Below are 19284 nucleotides of genomic sequence, written 5' to 3'. Positions count from 1 at the left end.
TTAGGCAACATTAACCTGTATGGTCTAAGCGTGTACCTAGGGTTTCGAGATGAAGATTAAATTGATTACTTTTACGGTCGGAAAAATAGTGACGTAAGGTATGTTCGACACTTGGGAAAGCCAGTTCTGACCAAGGAATTTCATCTTCTTCAAATAAACGACATTCAATGCTTTCTTCGCCAGCACCGAATTTTCCATCCACTAAGTTCGCTTTAAAGAGCACATAAATTTGACCAATACGCGGAATATTGTACATGCAATATAGCTGTTCAATTTCAACTTCCGCTTCAGCTTCTTCACGGGTTTCTCGTGCAGCACCTTGTTCCATGGTTTCAAACAATTCCATGTAACCTGCTGGTAAAGTCCATAGTCCATAACGCGGTTCAATAGCGCGGCGGCATAACAATACTTTATTTTCCCAAAGTGCGAGTGCGCCACAAATCACTTTAGGGTTCACATAATGAATAGAACTACAAGAGGTGCAAACACGACGCAATTGATGGTCGCCAAGCGGGATTTGTTCTGTTGTTCTTTGTCCGCAATTGCTGCAAAAGTCCATATTCATCATCAATGATAAAGTTCAGACTCAGCATAACTTAAAAATTAAATTTTGGCATCATTTCTCTTTTTTCAGTATTAAATTCAGCTATGATGAAAAAAAGAATGATGGGGACGACGTTCAATGGATGAACATTCATTAACACGCATACTGCAGCAACAGTTACGGTTTTCAAGCAAAATTAAATCGGCAGATGCAGCTGTGTTAATAGCGATCACCAATGAAGCCGATCCCAAAGTTTTACTGACTCGCCGCTCTGTTTATCTATCCAATCATGCTGGCGAAGTGTCTTTTCCTGGCGGAAAAAGAGATCCGCAAGATACCAGTAATATCGTGGTTGCCTTGCGTGAAGCCTATGAAGAGACCGCATTGAATCCTTTTGATGTACAGTTGCTCGGTGATTTGCCAATGCAAAAAGCCCGTAATGGCATGCTGGTTAAACCTGTGGTTGGACTGATTCCGCCTGAAGTTGAACTGGTTGCCCAGCCGACAGAAATTGATCGTATTTTCTTTGCATCACTCAAACAGCTGATGGAAGTGCCGGCGGTACCTTATGAAGTTCGTTTTGCCCATCAATCTCTCTATTTTCCTAGCATGCGGGTGGAAAATGAAATTGTTTGGGGGCTGACAGCACGGATGTTAGTTGCTTTATTTCAATATGGTCTGGGCTACCATAAAGAGTGGCCATTTTTAGTCAATTCACCGACTTTTCGGTTCCCCAAGTAAATTGAATATTTTAAGGAAAAAATATGTTGTACAAATTTAAAGGTCATTCCCCACAAGCAATGCATCAACCATGGAATGGTTGGGTTGCGGAAAATGCTACAGTGATCGGTCAAGTCGAATTGGGTCAACAGGTCAGTATTTGGTTTGGGGCGGTCGTACGTGCAGACAATTGCAAAATTCGTTTAGGGGACTTTACCAATATTCAGGAAAATGCGGTTTTACATACCGATGCTGGGATTGAAATGAATATTGGCAATTATGTCACGATTGGGCATCAAGCGATGTTGCATGGTTGCACTGTGGGGGATAATAGTCTGATTGGGATTAATGCCGTAGTTTTAAACAATGCCGTGATTGGTAAAAATTGTATTATTGGCGCGAATGCACTGATTCCGGAAGGTAAAGTCATTCCAGATAATTCTCTAGTCATGGGCTCACCGGGTAAGGTCGTCAAAACTTTGGATGAAACGGCTGAGGCTCGTTTGAAAATGAGTGCACTGCATTATGCAGAACACTTTAAACAATTTATCGATTTAGAGCTGGCACAGTTATAAGCTTATTTTTTCCCATTTAGCCTAGATTTTTCTAGGCTTTTTTAGCTCTGTTCTGAGAACATCTCGCCTAGTGCTTTTGAGTGGAGTATCATAGCCACGTTTTTATAGATTAAATCATTAAGGTTGTGCATGAAAGTGCTGGCATTGGAATCTGCAAATGAGCAGTGTTCCGTCTCTATTGTAGATGAAAATAAAGAACTTTTTTTCCAATTGGATACGCGCGCAAAAGCACAAACGCAAACGATTCTCCCAATGATTGAACAAGGGTTTTTACAGTTGGATATTAAGACAGAAGATTTGTCTTGTATCGCTTTTAGTCGTGGTCCCGGTTCTTTTAGCGGCGTTCGTATTAATGCCGCCGTGACTCAAGCTTTGGCATGGTCGAATGATTTGCCTGTGGTTCCTGTCTCAACTTTACAAGCGCTCGCACAAGCTGCACATCGTGTGCATGGTCTAACCACAGTCACAGCAGTTTTAGACGCTCGCATGAGTGAAGTCTATATTGCAAGTTTTCAATTAGATGCAGATGGCATCATGCAAGCATTCGATAAAGAACAGCTTTTAAGCTATGCAGCGGCTGCTGAATGCACACCGTTTATTTTAGTTGGTTCAGGCGCAACCTTAATTGACCCATCACAAATACAATACAAAGATTTAAGTGCAACTGCGCAAGATATTGCCACAATTGCGCGCAAGAATGCACAGCAACAACACTGGGTGAGTGCTGAACTTGCACTTCCAGTCTATTTACGTGATAACGCTTGGAAAAAAATCCCGGAACAGGGCAAAGCATAATTAGGGTTTTTTATGGATCTTTTACTGCTGCTCAAAGCGGCAATTATGGGTATTGTTGAAGGTATTACTGAATTCTTACCCATTTCGAGTACTGGACATTTAATTTTAGCTTCAGAACTCATGAATTTCTGGACCAAAGAAAAAAGTGATGTCTTTGTGATCGCCATTCAAATGGGGGCAATTGCAGCCGTCATTTATGAATATTGGGCACGTTTGTGGGGAGCAGCAACGGGGATTTTTAGTGGTGAACCCCAAGGTCGCCGTCTTGGGATTGGGCTAATTTTAGCGTCGATTCCTATTGTGCTGATTGGTCTGACATTTGGCCAAACGGTGAAAGAGCTTTTATTTAATGATATTGCCATTGCCATTGGTTTGATTGTGGGTGGCTTGATTATTATTTGGATTGAAAAACATCCACCACAAGAGCGCGTCCATGAAGTTGAAGACCTGAGTATCAAAGATGCGATTTGGATTGGTCTGATTCAAGTGCTGTCTTTAATTCCAGGGACATCACGTTCAGGGGCAACCATTATTGGCGCGATGTTCTTAGGTGTATCGCGTAAAGCGGCGACTGAGTTTTCATTTTTCTTGGGTATTCCAGTAATTATTGGTGCGGGTCTGTTAGATTTGTACCAAAGTGCGCATGTGTTTGATGGACAACAAGATTGGATCGTATTGGCAACAGGCATTATTGTTTCTTTTATCTCGGCTTTACTGTTGATTCGTGCTTTAGTCGCTTATGTGGCGAAGCGTGATTTCATGATTTTTGCATGGTATCGCATCGCTTCAGGCTTAGTGATTCTATTGTTTGCCTTTACGGGTTGGACGTTATGGTAAGCCCAATGCGCTTATATGTAGAACAAGAGCATTTAGAAAAAGCACAGCACTATGTTGCTGTGCTTTTTTCTCGTGGGGTAGACGTCAGCATCGAAGTCGCCGAAAAGTTAAATGCACGTTTCTTCCGTTTTCATCCTGAACTGGGTTTGTGTGCCGATGCCGATGGGCTTTGGCTTTGTGCCAATGGCATGAAAATGCAGCCGGATTGGAAAGCTGAAGTTCCACGTTTAAAGCGTGCATCGTTAAAGTCTGAAATGATTGCTCGTGCTTGCCACTTGACTGAAAAACCTAAGCTCATTGATGCGACGGCTGGGCTTGGGCATGACTCACTGCTCATGGCACATTTGGGTGCCAATGTCACTTTGGTAGAACGCCATCCCATTTTATTCACCCTGTTAGAGTCAAGTAAGGAACAGGCTTTACAGGATGCATTCTTAAACCCTGTGGTGACTCGAATTGACTTGGTTTTTTCAGATTCCGCACAGTATTTGCAGCAACAAGCAGAGCAGGGCAATACGGTTGATGTGGTTTATCTAGATCCGATGTTTCCACAACGTGATCAGAATCAGCAAGCGGTGAAAAAACAGGCGCAAGTAAAAAAGCAAATGCAGCTTTTACATATGTTACTGCCTGAAGATGGTGAAATGGATTTGGGCGATAATCTGCTTGGCTTAGCGCAAAAAGTGGCAAAACGGGTGGTGGTCAAACGTCCTCGCTTGGCCGTATTTTTGGCAAATCAAGAAACTACCCATCAGTGGCTGGGTGATGCATGCCGTTTTGATGCCTATTTTCAGCATGAACGCTTAGACTGAAGTGGAAGATTGCTTCAAAAGTATGCAAAGATTTGTTATATAGTTAAAAACATCATTGATAAAATGCTGATCAAGCATAAACTTAGTGTGTCCCTACGCAAGTCACAATTTAATTAGAATCTTATGATCGACTTCAAACCCTCCATCAACTTTTGGCATGATTTTAAAAGCAACCAAACTGCGGGGATGTGGTTGTTTCTAGGTTCACGACGTTCTTTGCAAATTGTCCATCCTTCGATTATGCAGCTCATCTTCTGGGGGATTTTAGGCGGCTCAGCCAATACTTTATTTAGCTGGTTGAGTGCAGGCGAGATCGGTGACTTTAACCCACAAGGTTTGGTCAGTTATGCGCTTTGGCCTTTCATTGCCCTGATTGTCGGGATTTTTCTGTCTCAACGGGTGAATAATCCGCGTTTGATGTTGGTACCAGCACTGCTTTGGTTGGTGTTGGATACGCATATCGCGTTATTACAAAGTTTTATCCAATATTTGGGCATGATTGATGTCCTGCCGTATTTCTTCTACGACTACCTGCCGAATGTGTTCATGGTACTGTTTGTTTGGCAGAGTTTGGCGGTGGTGTGGGTGTTTTCGCGTGAGCTGAAATGGCCTTGGTGGGAGCGTGCCCTGATTGTCTTGGCCACGCTGTTTACCCTTGTGGTTTGGCAAATGTCAGTGACCAGTCAGCCGATTTGGAAAGTAGAAGAAACGCCACCAACCTTTGCAGAAGATGCCTTCTATGCACAAAGTCGCTTACTCAATAAAGCACTAGAGTCTGTGCAATATGGTGAATTTGCCCAGTCACATTGGTATTTCCTTGGTGTGGCGGGAGCGAGTTATCAAGATGTATTCCGTTCGGAAGTTGAGCGAATCAAAGAACAGTTCGACACGCGTTTTGGTACGTTGGGCCGTTCGATGATGTTGGTGAATAACCCTGCTACACGAACAGAAATTCCGATTGCCTCTAAACACAGTATTGAAATGGCGCTGCGTCGTATGGGACAGCAGATGAACCGTGAAAGCGATGTGTTATTTTTATATATGACTTCGCATGGTTTACCGAACCAGTTCGAAATGGAAAATGCACCTTTAGACTTAACTCAGGTCGACCCGAAATGGTTACGCGAAACCTTAGATGCATCGGGCATTCGCTGGCGTGTGATTGTTATTTCATCGTGTTTCTCTGGGAGTTTTGTACCAGCACTGCAAAATGACAATACCTTGATCATTACTGCTTCGGCGGCAGACCGGCAGTCTTTTGGGTGTACCAATGAAGCCGATTATACTTATTTTGGTCGGGCGTTTTTCGATCAGGCGATGCGTGAACAAAACAGTATAGAAACGGCGTTTAGCCAAGCACAAAAAACCGTGAGCCAATGGGAAACAGCACAAGGCTTTGAACCCTCTGAACCGCAGTGGTCAATGGGTAAAAATATGGAGCTGATGCTTCCTCAACTTGAACAGCGCTTGTTTCCACCTAAAGCTGTTGCAAGCCCTTAATTTGGATCTAAAAAGGAGCCCTGATGGAATTAGTACAATCTAACCGTAGTTTTGATGGTGAACAGCGTATTTACCGATTTAATTCCATCAGCCTTCAAGGCGAGAGCAAGTTTGGTATTTATTTACCCGCTCAAGCGCTAGCGGGGCAAGCGTGTCCAACATTATTTTATTTGGCAGGTTTAACCTGCACCGAAGAAACTTTTGCCATTAAAGCGCACGCACAACGTTTAGCAGCTCAGCTAGGGCTGATTTTGGTAACGCCTGATACTTCTCCTCGTGGTGAACAGGTTGCGCAAGGTGATCATTGGGATATTGGGCAAGGGGCAGGTTTTTATGTTAATGCCACCCAAGCACCGTGGGCTGAGCATTTTCAGATGGAAAGCTATGTTGTTGAAGAGTTGTATGATTTAGTGATTCAGCAATTTGCTGTACAAGCAGAGCGTATTGGTATTTTCGGGCACAGCATGGGCGGTCATGGCGCTTTAACCTTGGCCTTGAAACATCCTGAGAAGTTTAAGTCGGTGTCTGCGTTTGCTCCGATTTGTGCACCAAGCCAATGTCCTTGGGGCGAAAAAGCGTTTTCAAACTATTTAGGTTCAGATCAAGCTGAGTGGCTGAAACATGATGCAACCGCTTTGGTCCAAGCAAAAATAGCCCATTTTGCCGATATTTTAATTGACCAGGGTTTGAGTGATCAATTTTATAGTCAGCTTAATCCTGCATTATTTCAGCAAGCCTGTCAGGCTGCGGGTCAGCCACTGACTCTTCGTGAACATGCAGGCTATGACCATGGTTATTACTTTATTCAAAGTTTTATCGATGATCACCTTCAGTTTCATGCCGTACAGCTCGAATCTTAAATCTTGATTTGTCATATTTATTCTTAATTTTTGACTAGAAATCATCCAGCACTGGCATTAACATGGTTGGGTGATTGATTTTTTGTTCTTAAAAAATAAAACAGTAAAATAATAGATAGGGTATACATGCAAAATTCAGAGGCATCTTTGCCACCTGTAGAGGCTTCTTTTGAAGCAAGCTGGCCACCTCCACCAGCCGTTCCCACCGATGAACCAAATGCCTATTTGGGACAGACCTTTCGTTTCCAGTTCCGTGGTAATGCCCGAGAGTACTTTGGCATTTGGATTGTGAATATCTTATTGACCATTGTTACCTTCAGTTTATATGCACCTTGGGCGAAGGTTAGACGCTTACGCTATTTTTATGGCAACACGGTGTTTTATCGCCGCAAGTTTGATTTTACGGGTGTACCTACACGCATCCTGATTGGTCGAATTATTGCATTGGGCGTGTACTTTGGCGCTTCAGCTTTGGCTCAGGTATCTTGGCAAGCTTCTTTAATTGGTTTCCTCGTCATATTTCTACTTGTGCCGTGGTTGGTACGTTCTACTATTCGCTTTCGTGCCAGAAACAGTAAATTTGGCAATAGCCGCTTTTATTTTACAGGCACAACCAAAGAAGCCTATATCTTGGCGCTGAAAGGCATTTTGATTTACATCTTTACCCTCGGGATCTTTTTCCCAGTGCTGTTTTGGTATTTTAAAAAATACACGCTGGATAATTTACAACTCGGGCAGTTACGTTTTGAGCTACATGCCGATTGGCCTGACTATATGCGTGCCATGTATGTGCCCGTGTTTTTGTTTATTGGAATTGTCTTTGTTTTAGGGTTATTCGTTGCCTTCACCCTTCAAGTGGGGAGCAGTTCTCCAACCCAGTTTGGGATCATCGTGGCGGTGATTTATATGATTGCTGCTTTTATGATTTGGCCGTTGATGATGGCTCGTATTTTTATTACCACATGGAATAAAGCCACGTTGGGGCGTAGTCCTTTCCAAACGGACTGTGGTCAGATGCATTATGCATGGATCGTGATGACCAACTGGATTTTAAAAATCCTCTCGCTCGGTTTGTTATCGGCATGGGCTGCTGTACGTTTGTATCAGTATCAAATTGAGTCATTAACTTTAACCCTAAAAAATGATCCAGATCGTATGTACAATTTGGCTCAAGATGATCCGAATGCGATAGCTGAAGAGCTGAGTGATATTTTTGACATCGATATTTCGCTGTAACGAGGCTTAAATGCAGGAACAAAACATCACCTTTTATGATGGGCAGATTTCTAAGCCTTATCTAGCCACGATTGCACCGATAGATAGCGAAACGGTGTTGATCTGTTATAACCAGCAGCAACGTCGTTATTACTATGCCGATATGCAGTTGATTGGGGCATTGGGGCAGATTCAACCTGTGATTGAGTTGAAAGATGATGCACGGATTGAATTTCCACAAGCATTGCCTGACTGGTTTGAGCTGAACAAAAAGCATGTACAGCATTCGATTTGGAAATTAGAACGCTCACCAAGCCTCATCTTATTTAGTGTGGTGTTTGTTGCCGCTTTTATCTTTGCCATTTTAAGATGGGGTATTCCAAGCGCAGCACATTATGTCGCGATGCAACTACCTGCCGATACCATCTATAAACTCGGCGATGAAGCGCAAGATAAAGTGTTTAAGCTGACGGCACCTTCAACTATCCCTCTTGCACGTCAAAAACAAATTATACAAAGCTATCAAGACCTTGTTGCCAATGGACAACCTGCGAAAGTGCTGTTTCGTACAGGCGGACAAATTGGAACGAATGCTTTAGCGCTGCCAAACAATACCATTATTCTGACCGATGAACTGGTCAATCTTGCCCAAGATGATCATGAGATTATTGGTGTTTTAGCACATGAGCAAGGGCACTTGGTCGAGCGACATAGCTTACAGCAAGCCTTATCCAGTTTAGGTTTTAGTGTGCTATTGATTGCGGTGACGGGGGACAGTTCGACCTTATTTACAACTTTGCCCGTGGCTTTGGTTGGTGCCAGTTATTCACGCAATTTTGAAAGTGATGCGGACTTGTATGCCATGCAAGTGCTGGATAAAAACCATATCTCCAGCTTACATTTGGCAAACTTTTTAGCGCGTATGGAAGCCGATGCACGTGCCGAAGAGGAAGAAAAGCAGCCGCAAGGGAAGTCCGAAGAAGAGGAGGAAGGTGGCATTGGTTCATTCTTCCAAAGTCACCCTGCGACCCAAGAGCGTATTGCGGCTATTCGCCAATTTAACCAACAGCAACGGTTATCAAACTAATTCATTCAGCCGCTGACTTAAACTTGTGTCCATGTTGCCGTGAGTGGCGTTTGTCCCATACGGATCAGGTGATCTAAAACTACGTGTTCTAAGTGACTCAGTTTCTCTTCACTCGCCTCAATGCTGACATGTAAATGTTCGGCTTGAGGACTTAACAGTACGCGGGCTTCAGGCATGATAATGGTAAAATTACTGGGTTCTTGTTCGATTTCAAACTTATGTTTCCAATGATTCACCAGTCGTTTTGCAATTCGAGCCGCATCTGTCGTGACAATATCCGCAGTACTTTTCATATTTACCTCGTCGATTGATCACTTAACATAACAGTTTCAAGCCAAATGAAAAGTTGAATGTTGCAACGCTACGTTGCAAATTTAGAAAGCTTAACGCTTTCTTTTTTTACAAGGCCCAGTTCAAAAGCTGAATTTGCTATAATGCCTTTATTCCCTTTTGTATAAGCCAGGTACACGCATGTCCAAGCCTTATTTAATTGCACCATCTATTCTCTCTGCTGACTTTGCCCGTTTAGGTGAAGACGTTGAACATGTACTTGCAGCAGGTGCAGACGTGGTTCACTTTGATGTGATGGATAACCACTATGTGCCAAACCTGACTTTTGGTGCGGGTATTTGCAAGGCACTCAAGAACTACGGCATCAAAGCCCCAATTGATGTGCATTTGATGGTAAAACCTGTCGATCGCATGATTGGTGACTTCTTAGAAGCAGGCGCGGACATTATTACCTTTCATCCAGAAGCCTCTGACCATATCGACCGTTCTTTGCAGTTGATTAAATCAGGCGGTGCAAAAGCTGGTTTGGTCTTTAACCCAGCAACGCCATTACATTATTTAGATTATGTGCTCGATAAAGTCGATCAAATTTTGTTGATGAGTGTGAACCCTGGTTTCGGCGGGCAAAAATTTATTCCGATGACTTTAGACAAACTACGTGAAGCACGCAAAATTATTGATGCTTCAGGGCGTGATATTCGTTTAGAAGTGGATGGCGGCGTGTCGCCTGCAAATATTCGCGAGATTGCTGAAGCGGGTGCAGATATGTTTGTTGCTGGTTCAGCTATTTTTGGGAAGCCAGATTATAAAGTTGTGATTGATGATATGCGAGCAGAGCTTGCAAAAGTGGGTGCGGTAAAGGTTTAAGCTCATAGGTATAAATGTCATACAGTCTGTGGATAACTTTATGGATAAGGTGGTGGATATCTATGTTGATAACGATATGGATAACTTGTTTAATATTCAAACGTTTACACAGCAATGGTTTAGTATTTAGACGTTAAATGTATAAAAAGGACTCACTTGAGTCCTTTTTTATGGTGTGAAAGCCTGATTTTTACTGATGCTTTATTCATCTGTGCTTAAAAATGGCACTGTTTAAAAAATAACTTTATTGTTTAAGTCTGCTGAGGTGCTAAACCGTCGCAGTAAATGAATTTAAATTTATAAACTTGTGTATAAACCATTCTTTGCTTATCCTGTAGATTGGGATCAGCAACAAGAGGTCAGGCATTTACATGTAAAGAGCGTTTTGTTGCGTTGAAATATCATTCTTCACTGACTAAATAGGATTGATTGTGCGTTCATTGCTCAAGACACATTCTTGGTTTGTCTTACTCATTACTTTGGTAATGGGGTGGAGTGGTATTGCCCAAGCTTCGGCAGCGCCGATGCATCAAATGATGCAACTAAGTATGCAGGCTGCAACCAGTGAGCAAAGTTCAGCGCATGAAGCAGGTATGCAAACCATGCCGGACTGTCATCAAACGAAATCATCGAGTCCAGTCTCTGGACATCAAATGCATATGGTTCAAACCGACATGACAGCGAAGAGCAACTGTCATGCATCGGATATGCTGCAAAATAAGCAAGTTCAGTGTCAGGAGTGTGCACAGTATCACTGCCAAACAACGCTGACACTTTTAGAGGTTGAACCGTTCGCATTGGTTCAGCTTGAAGCCGCTTTAGTTCAATCAATCCCTCATTTTCGCTATCAAGCTCAACATTTAGTGGGCTATTGGCAAGAAATTCTACGCCCTCCTAAAGCTTAATCCTGATTTTTAAAACTTTATTTTTAAAATTATTAGGATTTAGTCATGTCTATTCAATTTAAACAAAGCCTCATCCTTGGGGTATGTCTGATGTCATCTTCTTGGAGCTTTGCCGCAGTCAAAGAATACCAATTGGAGATTGATGAAAGTCCCGTCAATTTAACTGGTAAATCGCTCAAGCGAATTAGTGTCAACGGACAGTTTCCAGCTCCCTTGCTTGAATTTGAGGAGGGCGATGATGCGGTCATTCGGGTTAAAAACAACTTAAAAAAACAGGATTCATCGATTCACTGGCATGGTTTGCTTTTGCCTGGGCTGATGGATGGTGTGCCCGGTTTTAACGGTTTTAATGGTATTCAGCCGAAGAGCGAATTTGTCTATAAGTTCAAGGTTCGTCAGAGTGGAACCTATTGGTACCATGCGCATTCTAAAGGACAGGAACAGGATGGGCTGTATGGCGCATTGGTTATTTACCCCAAAGACAAAAAGCCTTTAGCTCAGCATGAAAAAGCAGAGCGTGACTATGTGGTGATGCTGTCGGACTTCCATGAGCAGAGTAGTGAACAAATTCAGAAGAATTTGAAGATTTCTGCTGAATATTATCAAAATCAGCGTGAAACTGTTGCTGACGTGTGGAAACAAGTGCAGCGCGAGGGCTTAAAAGCCGCGTGGCAAGACCGTTCCATGTGGAACCAAATGCGCATGCTAAAAACGGATCTGTCGGATGTCACGGGTTATACCTTCCTGATCAATGGTAAAACGCCTGAGCAGAACTGGACAGGTATGTTTAAGCCGAATGAGAAGGTTCGGTTGCGTTTTATCAATGCCTCCGCCATGTCTTTTTTTGATATCCGTATTCCTAATCTTAAAATGACCGTGGTCAGTGCAGATGGTCAACCCGTCAAACCCGTTGCAGTGGATGAGTTCCGGATTGGAACTGCTGAAACCTATGATGTGATCGTGGAGCCGAAAGCAGGGCATTATCAAATTGAAGCAGAGTCGATTGACCGTTCAGGCTACGCCATTGGGACTTTACACAATGAGTTGACCCCAATGGCACAGAGTATAGATATACCTGCGCCACGTCCACGCTCATTGTTGACCATGGAAGATATGGGACATGGCTCAGAACATTCAGGTATGGATCATTCACAGATGAACCATGAAACAATGCCTGAAATGGATCACTCAAAGATGAATCATGAAGCGATGCCTGAAATGGATCATTCGAAGATGAATCATGAAGGGATGGCTGGTATGGATCATTCAAAGATGAATCATGAGACCATGTCTGAGATGGATCATACACAGATGGGTCATGCGCAACAGAATACGACAGCAAGTTTGGTACAGAAAGCTGTTATACCAGTCTATGGTTGGGCGAATGCCTCTACCCCTAAAGGTGATAAGGCATTGCAATATAGTGATCTGAAATCCTTAGAGCCTCAAAAAGATACCCGTGAGGTGACGAGCGAGTTGGTGATTCGTTTGGGCGGAACCATGGAGCGCTATTTGTGGACCATCAACGGGAAAAAATTTAGCGACGCTGAACCGTTGAAAGTAAAGTACGGCGAGCGTATTCGGATCAAATTTATTAATGACAGTATGATGGCGCATCCGATGCATTTGCACGGTATGTTTATGCAACTGGAAAATGGGCAAGCCGCCGTTAATATGCCGAATAAGCACACGTTGATTGTGCCACCGGGCAAAACAGTGACTGCTTTACTAACTGCTGATGAGTTAGGCGAATGGGCCATTCACTGTCATCTGCTTTACCACATGAGCTCAGGCATGATGAATAAACTGATTGTGGCCAATGTCAGTGACGCTCAAGTGTCCACCACGCCAATTCAAGGGCAAAAAACAGCAGCTCAAGCTGAGCCAAAAGGAGATGAACATGCGCATCACTAATCTTTTTTCAGGTTTTGCTCTAGTTGTTAGTGTCTTATTGAGTTCGTTTGCCATGGCTGCTGAATCTCATGCACAGCATGAAAAACAAAAAGCCAAATCAACAAGCCAAGTTCAGTCCAAAGAAATGGCACATGAGCATCATCAGCATAGTGCCGATGAACATGCTCAGATGCTTAAACAGAAAAATGCGGTGGGTCAGTCTTCATCGGAGAAGCAAGTTCAGACTCAACCAAGCAAGCAGCCAAATGCTCAGAAAGGAGATCATCATGCGCACCATTAATCTTTTTTCTAAAAGCATAGTGAGCAGTTCTTTCGTGTTAATGAGTGCTGCGGCTATGGCGCATGAAGGGCATCATATGCCTGCTGAAGCAAATGCAAATATGTCCATGACTACTGAATCCGTGATGTCACAACATACACAGCATCAGGCGATGACCAGCCCAACTCAAGCTGTTCCACAGGCTAGCGCACAACATGTACAGCAGATGAATCATGATTCAACAGCACATACGCATGATCACCGCAAAGAGCACGGTGCGCAAATTTATGCGGTCACCACCGTTGATAACAAATGGTTGCTGAATGAAGATGGCGATGGCGGTTTAAAGTCTGAGTTTGAAACCCGTATTGGGACAGATGAAAATAAGCTGTTTATCAAGGTACATGCAGATAAGCAGGAATCGCATAAGGCTGAGTATGATGCCAAAGTGCTGTATAGCCGTATGATCTCAGACTTTTGGGATGTACAGGCGGGTGCACGTTACCGAGCTGAAAAGGTGGAGCATGAACAGCAGGGATGGGATACGGAAGAAAAAGTGGATGGGGTGCTTGGCCTACATGGTTTAGCGCCGTATTTCTTTGAAACTGATGCCTATGTGTATGCTGGTGCAGACAACTATGCTGCGTTTAGTTTAGAAACCGAGCGGGACTTGTTACTGACCCAAAAGCTGATTTTCAAACCTTATTTAGATATGAATATTATTTTCAGTGATGATTCTAAATATGCCAAAAAATCAGGTCTCAGTAGCGTAGCCGTCGGTCTTGAGACGCGTTATGAAGTTAGCAAAAAAGTCATGCCTTATGTGGACATTGCCTATGAATATAGCAAAGGCAATGAAGCGACGGCTTGGCAAGCTGAAAGTGATGAAGAGAAAGGTTGGCAGTATGGAATGGGCCTTCGCTTTAAGTTTTAAGTCGGACGTTTAGGTTTAAAGTAAATATCCAAGATTGCACCAGATTTGTGCTGAAAGAGTGATCTGCTGGTTCAGATCACTCTTTTTTGCGCTTTAATAATTTCTAAGTGTGAAAATAATTCATTTTGGTGCGCTATTTGCTATAATTTGAGGCATATTTAGGAGGAACGACCTCCCTCATATTGAGAAAATTCGTCAGGACGGCCTGACTCTAGTGAAGAGGAGTCAGTAGCATGGCTTGGGTTTTTCTTATCTTTGCGGGTCTGTTTGAAATCGTTTGGGCATATTCAATGAAGCTGTCTGAAGGGTTTAGTAAACTTACACCCAGCATCATCACCATTGTGTTCATGATTTTAAGTTTTGGTTTACTGGCCTATGCAATGCGAACATTGCCGCTAGGGACCGCGTATACCATTTGGACTGGGATTGGTGCGATTGGATCTTTCTTGGTGGGGATTTTTATTTTAGGTGAACCCGCAACTGCTATGCGGATGTTTGCTGCGGTGCTGATTGTATCGGGCCTGATTTTGATGAAACTCTCATCAAGCTAAATTCATTCAAATATGTAGAGCTTCAAGCGATCCTTCGTTTGAAGCTCTGTTGTTTTTGCTCTGAATAAAAGGTGTATTGCGTATGGCATGGGTGGTTTTAATTGTCGCAGGTTTGCTCGAAGTGGTTTGGGCTTATGCAATGAAAGTATCGGATGGTTTTACCAAGCTGACGCCGAGTATTTTAACCCTCGTATTTATGGTGGCCAGTTTTGCGCTGCTGTCTTATGCCATGAAGACCTTACCTTTGGGCACTGCCTATACCGTTTGGACAGGGATTGGCGCGATTGGTTCATTTTTGGTTGGGATTTTGATTTTGGGTGAACCAGCCAATGCCATGCGGATGCTCGCAGCGGTTTTAATCATTTCTGGACTTGTACTGATGAAACTTTCATCGTCATAATATTGCATACATAGACAATTTTTGTGGTGAACCATGCGCTTATTTTTTAAATATATGCCATCTCCTGTCGGGGTACTGAGACTGGTGGCACATGATCAAGCCTTGGTTGCCGTATTGTGGGAAAATGAAAACCCAAAACGGGTACGCTTAGCTGAGTTGATTGAACACAATCAGCATCCGATTTTGCTGGAAACTGAACGACAGTTGAGCGAATATTTTGCGGCAAAGCGTCAATGTTTTGATTTGCCTTTGGATTTTGCGGGGACAGATTTTCAGAAGCAAGTTTGGCAGGCTTTACTGCAAATTCCGTTTGGTGAAACCCGAAGCTATAAAGATATTGCGCTACAGATCGGCAATGTAAAAGCCGTTCGTGCAGTGGGTGCAGCCAATGGCAAAAATCCGATTTCAATTATTGCACCGTGTCATCGGGTTGTAGGGGCTAATGGAAAATTGGTTGGCTTTGCAGGCGGTCTGGACAATAAAGGTGTGCTGTTAAAATTAGAACAGAAGAAAGATACAATAAATTGATCGTATTTTATTTTTTAATCGTGATGTAAGTTATTTATTATAAAAGTATTTATTTTCTTAAATATAAATTATATAACTCAAGAGCATTATGTGTTCGGTCAAGCTGATCAATTTGTTTAAATTGATAATTATGAAAATTATTAAATAGAGATAAGGTTTCTGGGGCAATGAAAATTATTAAACTTTTAGTATTCTGTATAGTATATGCAGGTGGGGTGCATCATTATGTACATGCCAAAGATTCGGTAAATGTGGATAGCAAAAATGATGTTGAATTTGAAAATAAATTAGATAAAAAACATCAAAACTTTATTCCTCAATATATAAAAACCCCTCAGCTGGTTTATCCTAAAAATTTAGAGCGCTTCGCAAATGGCGGTAAGGTTGTACTGAAGGTTCGGGCAAATACTAATGGTACGGTTCAACATGTACGTGTTGAGCAATCGGCTCATCCTGATCTAGAACAAGTCGCAGTTGGAGCAATTCTAAATAGTCGACTTCAACCTTTGCCAGAGGATATGACCTTTCTGCAAGAGCTGAATTTTACAGGGATTCCTCAGGGAAAATCAGTGAGTGATGCGGCACCTTTTATAATGCCTAAAGCGTCTAAATCGTTACCCGAATATTTACAATATGATCAAGCTCCGCAAATGCGTATTGTTGCCCCTGTAATTTATCCTATGGATTTATTAGAACAAAATAAGAAAGGATCTGCTAAAGTTTATATTGTTATTAACCCAGAAGGCCAAGTGGTTGAATCAGAAGTTATTTCTGCAACAGAGCCAACTTTTGGCTTGGCCGCACAAGCCTCTTTAGCATCTTGGAAATTTTCACCTGCTTATAAGGATCATCAACCAAGTTGGGCTGTGATTACAAAGGAATATAATTTTAATCATTATGATAGAGATACAGAATTAAGTCATACTGCAAAAGAGATATTAAATTTAATTACTCAGAAAAAAGATCATTTCACACCTGCATCGCAATTAGATTACATGCCTAAAGCTTTATATCGCCCCTTACCGCGTTTTACCACAGAAACAATAAAAAAAAGTAGTAGTGATCAGGTGTTGCTAGAATTTTATGTGGATCAAAAGGGTTTTGTACAGTTACCAAGAATTATTTCTTCACAGCAGGATTTTGTTGCATGGCTTATTTTAACAGAAGTAAAAAGGTGGCAATTTCAGCCACCTATGTTGAAAGGTAAACCCGTGATTACAAAGCTGCAGTTACCAATTCAGCTAAATTCATAAATGCTTTTATGACGTTCTATTTTAAAAGCGCTTCGGAATTTTTTGACCGCCTTCAACAGGTGTTTCTGCCTGTTTTAATACGCCAAAGAGCCATGTTTCGGCATGATGTACTGCAACTTTAACACTGTTACCTTGCGCCAAACGACCAGCAATAAAACTTGCCAGCGAACAACCTGAACCGTGATATTCACCGGCTAAACGCGGGCAGCGAGTTTCAGAAATGAGCTCACCATTCACAAACAGGGCATTGCGAATATAGTCTGGTGTGTCTTCATGACCACCTTTCACCAATACCGCTTTGGCACCCATTTCAAACAGTTTTTGCGTTGCGGCATCTAAGTCATCAAGACCTGTTAACGCTCGTAGTTCAACTGTATTTGGGGTAATAATGTCCGCCAATGGGATCAGCTCAACAAAGGCTTTGACTAAGGTTGCTTGATCACCCAATGAACCCCCACTGTTCGCCACTAAAACAGGGTCGAGTACATACTTGTACTCAGGATGTTCACGTAGAAACTCAGCCAGTGCTGCAATATTATCTGTGGTGCCTAACATGCCAGATTTTACGGCTTTAATCGGTAAATCACCGACAACAGCGTGCGCCTGAGCTAACAGCAATTCTTTTGACGTCGCTTCAAAGCCAAACACTTGTTGCGAGTTTTGAACAGTGAGTGCTGTACACGCAATGGCTGCATGCGCACCACTTTGACCAATCGCTTCGATATCGGCCTGTAAACCAGCACCACCTGAAGGGTCTAAACCAGAAAAGCACAGTACGGTTGCGCGCACAGAAATATCCTTGTTGCGAAAATTTGCGATAGTATAGGCAACTTTAGCAGAACTCTCGATAGTATTTTATTTAAAGCCTAAGAAGGATCAGCTGTGATTAAACATATTTTGCTAGATTTAGATGGAACATTAACAGATCCGAAAGTTGGCATTACCACCAGTGCGCGTTATGGCTTAAACAAAGCCGGACATCCCATTGCTGAAGATCTAAACATTGACTGGATTATTGGGCCACCACTAAAAGCGTCTTTGGCAAAACTCTTAAATGTTGCAGTGGACGATGTTTTGGCAGAGCAAGCTTTATTGGGCTATCGTGAGCGCTTTGCGGTGAAAGGTTTATATGAAAACCATTTATTTGCCGATGTTGAACCCACCTTAAAAAAACTGACTGAGCAGGGCTATCACTTGTACTTGGCGACAGCAAAACCAGAAGTCTATGCCCGTCAAATCTTAGAGCATTTCAATTTACTGCAATACTTTATTCATCCCTATGGCAGTGAATTGAATGGTGAGCGGACCAATAAGGGAGAGTTGATTGCTTATATTTTAGAAAAAGAGCAGTTAAAAGCAGAAGAATGTCTGATGGTTGGCGATCGTGAGCATGACATTTTGGGTGCACGTCGCAACGGCATTGAAACCATTGCGGTGGAATACGGTTATGGTTCTGATCAAGAGTTGACGGAAGCCGCACCTAAAGCGCGAATTAGAACCTTTGCCGATGTCTTGGACTTGATTTAACTCAGATAGGATTTAAATAACGTCTTTTTCGATTGCGCACGACTTTTCTATATTGAAACAGTCGTTCGCAGGGATTAAAAATTAAATGCCTAGCATGCGTCTAATTTCATTCACTAAAAGTGCTGGATTGGCCTGCTGATGCGGAATGCTAAGGCTGTTGAAGCCATCACCACGAAATTTACGATCCACTTCCAAAAGCACATGGGTTTGATGTTGCTCTGCCACAAAGGACACTTCAACTTCATTGATACTGTTGAACAATTGCGTAGGTTTAAATTCAAGTTCTTGATAACAACCAATGCTCGAGTGGAAGCCATGGCCACGTAGTTGACCTTTTTCAACATCGACGCTCATCAATTGAAAACCACATTGCTGCATGGCTTGAATAAACGCCTGCATAGCCGGTGTCGGTAATATTTGTAAATAGTCTTTATCAGTGGCATCGAGCCCCCAGTCCACATCGAGATGCGTATGTAACCACACTCGGGTTTTATTGATGCGGCAAGGCACATCTGTAACTGGCGTTTCAAAGGGCAGTTGAATCGAAAAAGGAAACGTATGTGACTGATGGGCTTGTAACTCAAAAGCCCCGCTAATGTGCCATTCGGCAATACTTAACGCACTATTGTATTTAGCATCGTCTGACTCAACTTCAGCTGTGGTCATGAGCTTTAAATAAATACCGTTGATAATTTTATTAGACGCGGCACCTTTAAAAATAACCTCACCCTGAATGGCTTGACCCGCTTGTGGTGCGGTGGTGTGTAGACGAGTATCCACTTGAATGCCTTGTAAGCCAAGACTAGACATGAGTTTGTTAAACATGGTGCAGAACTTCCAATTAGGGAATCAATAAGCTTTAAATATTTAAAGTGAATGCACTTTTAAGACGCATATTTTTAATAAGCTG

The 19284-nt window shown here is 42.6% G+C and carries 23 protein-coding genes; 19 read left to right on the top strand and 4 right to left on the bottom strand.

Annotation, left to right across the window (positions count from 1 at the left end):
• Nucleotides 1-10 precede the first annotated feature (10 nt).
• Nucleotides 11-559, bottom strand: a complete 549-nt coding sequence (locus tag RR876_RS11845) for an NUDIX hydrolase (RefSeq protein WP_332478352.1) — start codon at nucleotides 557-559, stop codon at nucleotides 11-13.
• 123 nt (nucleotides 560-682) lie between these two features.
• Here RR876_RS11845 and RR876_RS11840 point away from each other — a divergent pair, with 123 nt between their 5' ends.
• From RR876_RS11840 to RR876_RS11800, 9 genes are all read left to right on the top strand, one after another.
• Nucleotides 683-1285, top strand: coding sequence for a CoA pyrophosphatase (locus tag RR876_RS11840; RefSeq protein ID WP_078426254.1), 603 nt, complete (start codon nucleotides 683-685; stop codon nucleotides 1283-1285).
• A gap of 23 nt (nucleotides 1286-1308) precedes the next feature.
• A complete protein-coding gene (locus RR876_RS11835; protein ID WP_332478353.1) occupies nucleotides 1309-1839 on the top strand; it encodes a gamma carbonic anhydrase family protein in 531 nt (176 codons plus the stop codon).
• Between the two features lie 129 nt (nucleotides 1840-1968).
• Nucleotides 1969-2634 carry a tRNA (adenosine(37)-N6)-threonylcarbamoyltransferase complex dimerization subunit type 1 TsaB gene (gene tsaB / locus RR876_RS11830; RefSeq protein ID WP_332478354.1) on the top strand — a complete coding sequence of 222 codons (666 nt, stop codon included), beginning with the start codon at nucleotides 1969-1971 and terminating at the stop codon, nucleotides 2632-2634.
• Nucleotides 2635-2646: 12 nt separating this feature from the next.
• Complete coding sequence (locus RR876_RS11825) at nucleotides 2647-3471, top strand: undecaprenyl-diphosphate phosphatase (protein ID WP_325087180.1); 825 nt, start codon at nucleotides 2647-2649, stop codon at nucleotides 3469-3471.
• Nucleotides 3472-3476: 5 nt separating this feature from the next.
• The gene (locus tag RR876_RS11820; protein WP_332478355.1) at nucleotides 3477-4283 is read left to right on the top strand and encodes a class I SAM-dependent methyltransferase; all 807 of its coding nucleotides are present in this window, start codon (nucleotides 3477-3479) and stop codon (nucleotides 4281-4283) included.
• A 123-nt stretch (nucleotides 4284-4406) separates the two neighbouring features.
• Complete coding sequence (locus tag RR876_RS11815) at nucleotides 4407-5783, top strand: C13 family peptidase (protein ID WP_262470785.1); 1377 nt, start codon at nucleotides 4407-4409, stop codon at nucleotides 5781-5783.
• Nucleotides 5784-5806: 23 nt separating this feature from the next.
• On the top strand, nucleotides 5807-6643 hold the full coding sequence (fghA, locus tag RR876_RS11810) for an S-formylglutathione hydrolase (RefSeq protein ID WP_332478356.1): 837 nt from the start codon (nucleotides 5807-5809) through the stop codon (nucleotides 6641-6643).
• Between the two features lie 126 nt (nucleotides 6644-6769).
• A complete protein-coding gene (locus RR876_RS11805) occupies nucleotides 6770-7879 on the top strand; it encodes a YjgN family protein (RefSeq protein ID WP_332478357.1) in 1110 nt (369 codons plus the stop codon).
• Nucleotides 7880-7889: 10 nt separating this feature from the next.
• The gene (locus RR876_RS11800) at nucleotides 7890-8945 is read left to right on the top strand and encodes a M48 family metallopeptidase (RefSeq protein WP_332478358.1); all 1056 of its coding nucleotides are present in this window, start codon (nucleotides 7890-7892) and stop codon (nucleotides 8943-8945) included.
• A gap of 17 nt (nucleotides 8946-8962) precedes the next feature.
• On the opposite strand, the gene RR876_RS11795 is transcribed toward RR876_RS11800, so the two are convergent.
• Nucleotides 8963-9238, bottom strand: a complete 276-nt coding sequence (locus RR876_RS11795) for a DUF2218 domain-containing protein (protein WP_332478359.1) — start codon at nucleotides 9236-9238, stop codon at nucleotides 8963-8965.
• Between the two features lie 178 nt (nucleotides 9239-9416).
• On the opposite strand from RR876_RS11795, the gene rpe reads away from it, so the two are divergent.
• The 9 genes from rpe to RR876_RS11750 all read left to right on the top strand — a co-directional run bounded on the left by rpe (nucleotide 9417) and on the right by RR876_RS11750 (nucleotide 16847).
• Nucleotides 9417-10103, top strand: a complete 687-nt coding sequence (gene rpe, locus RR876_RS11790) for a ribulose-phosphate 3-epimerase (RefSeq protein ID WP_005400196.1) — start codon at nucleotides 9417-9419, stop codon at nucleotides 10101-10103.
• A 431-nt stretch (nucleotides 10104-10534) separates the two neighbouring features.
• Nucleotides 10535-11008 (top strand): hypothetical protein, encoded by a 474-nt coding sequence (locus RR876_RS11785; RefSeq protein ID WP_332478360.1) that lies wholly within the window; start codon nucleotides 10535-10537, stop codon nucleotides 11006-11008.
• Nucleotides 11009-11053: 45 nt separating this feature from the next.
• Complete coding sequence (locus RR876_RS11780; RefSeq protein ID WP_332478361.1) at nucleotides 11054-12922, top strand: copper resistance system multicopper oxidase; 1869 nt, start codon at nucleotides 11054-11056, stop codon at nucleotides 12920-12922.
• Nucleotides 12909-13202 (top strand): hypothetical protein, encoded by a 294-nt coding sequence (locus RR876_RS11775; RefSeq protein ID WP_332478362.1) that lies wholly within the window; start codon nucleotides 12909-12911, stop codon nucleotides 13200-13202. Before RR876_RS11780 ends, RR876_RS11775 begins: the two co-directional genes overlap by 14 nt.
• Complete coding sequence (locus RR876_RS11770; RefSeq protein ID WP_332478363.1) at nucleotides 13189-14115, top strand: copper resistance protein B; 927 nt, start codon at nucleotides 13189-13191, stop codon at nucleotides 14113-14115. Before RR876_RS11775 ends, RR876_RS11770 begins: the two co-directional genes overlap by 14 nt.
• 233 nt (nucleotides 14116-14348) lie before the next feature.
• Nucleotides 14349-14666 carry a quaternary ammonium compound efflux SMR transporter SugE gene (sugE, locus tag RR876_RS11765; protein ID WP_005400191.1) on the top strand — a complete coding sequence of 106 codons (318 nt, stop codon included), beginning with the start codon at nucleotides 14349-14351 and terminating at the stop codon, nucleotides 14664-14666.
• Nucleotides 14667-14748: 82 nt separating this feature from the next.
• The gene (gene sugE / locus RR876_RS11760; protein WP_332478364.1) at nucleotides 14749-15066 is read left to right on the top strand and encodes a quaternary ammonium compound efflux SMR transporter SugE; all 318 of its coding nucleotides are present in this window, start codon (nucleotides 14749-14751) and stop codon (nucleotides 15064-15066) included.
• 33 nt (nucleotides 15067-15099) lie between these two features.
• Entirely contained in the window at nucleotides 15100-15594 is a 495-nt protein-coding gene (locus RR876_RS11755; RefSeq protein WP_332478365.1) for a methylated-DNA--[protein]-cysteine S-methyltransferase, read from the top strand.
• 167 nt (nucleotides 15595-15761) lie between these two features.
• The gene (locus RR876_RS11750) at nucleotides 15762-16847 is read left to right on the top strand and encodes an energy transducer TonB (protein ID WP_332478366.1); all 1086 of its coding nucleotides are present in this window, start codon (nucleotides 15762-15764) and stop codon (nucleotides 16845-16847) included.
• A gap of 21 nt (nucleotides 16848-16868) precedes the next feature.
• Here the strand turns inward: RR876_RS11750 and RR876_RS11745 are convergent, their stop codons facing one another.
• Nucleotides 16869-17636, bottom strand: a complete 768-nt coding sequence (locus RR876_RS11745) for a hydroxymethylpyrimidine/phosphomethylpyrimidine kinase (RefSeq protein WP_332478367.1) — start codon at nucleotides 17634-17636, stop codon at nucleotides 16869-16871.
• 93 nt (nucleotides 17637-17729) lie between these two features.
• Here RR876_RS11745 and RR876_RS11740 point away from each other — a divergent pair, with 93 nt between their 5' ends.
• Nucleotides 17730-18374 (top strand): HAD-IA family hydrolase, encoded by a 645-nt coding sequence (locus RR876_RS11740; protein ID WP_332478368.1) that lies wholly within the window; start codon nucleotides 17730-17732, stop codon nucleotides 18372-18374.
• 81 nt (nucleotides 18375-18455) lie between these two features.
• Here the strand turns inward: RR876_RS11740 and RR876_RS11735 are convergent, their stop codons facing one another.
• Complete coding sequence (locus RR876_RS11735; protein WP_332478369.1) at nucleotides 18456-19199, bottom strand: sporulation protein; 744 nt, start codon at nucleotides 19197-19199, stop codon at nucleotides 18456-18458.
• Nucleotides 19200-19284 lie beyond the last annotated feature (85 nt).

The sequence above is a fragment of the Acinetobacter sp. genome, from assembly GCF_036666595.1.
Taxonomy (GTDB): domain Bacteria; phylum Pseudomonadota; class Gammaproteobacteria; order Pseudomonadales; family Moraxellaceae; genus Acinetobacter.
This window is presented reverse-complemented; position numbering and strand designations above follow the sequence as displayed.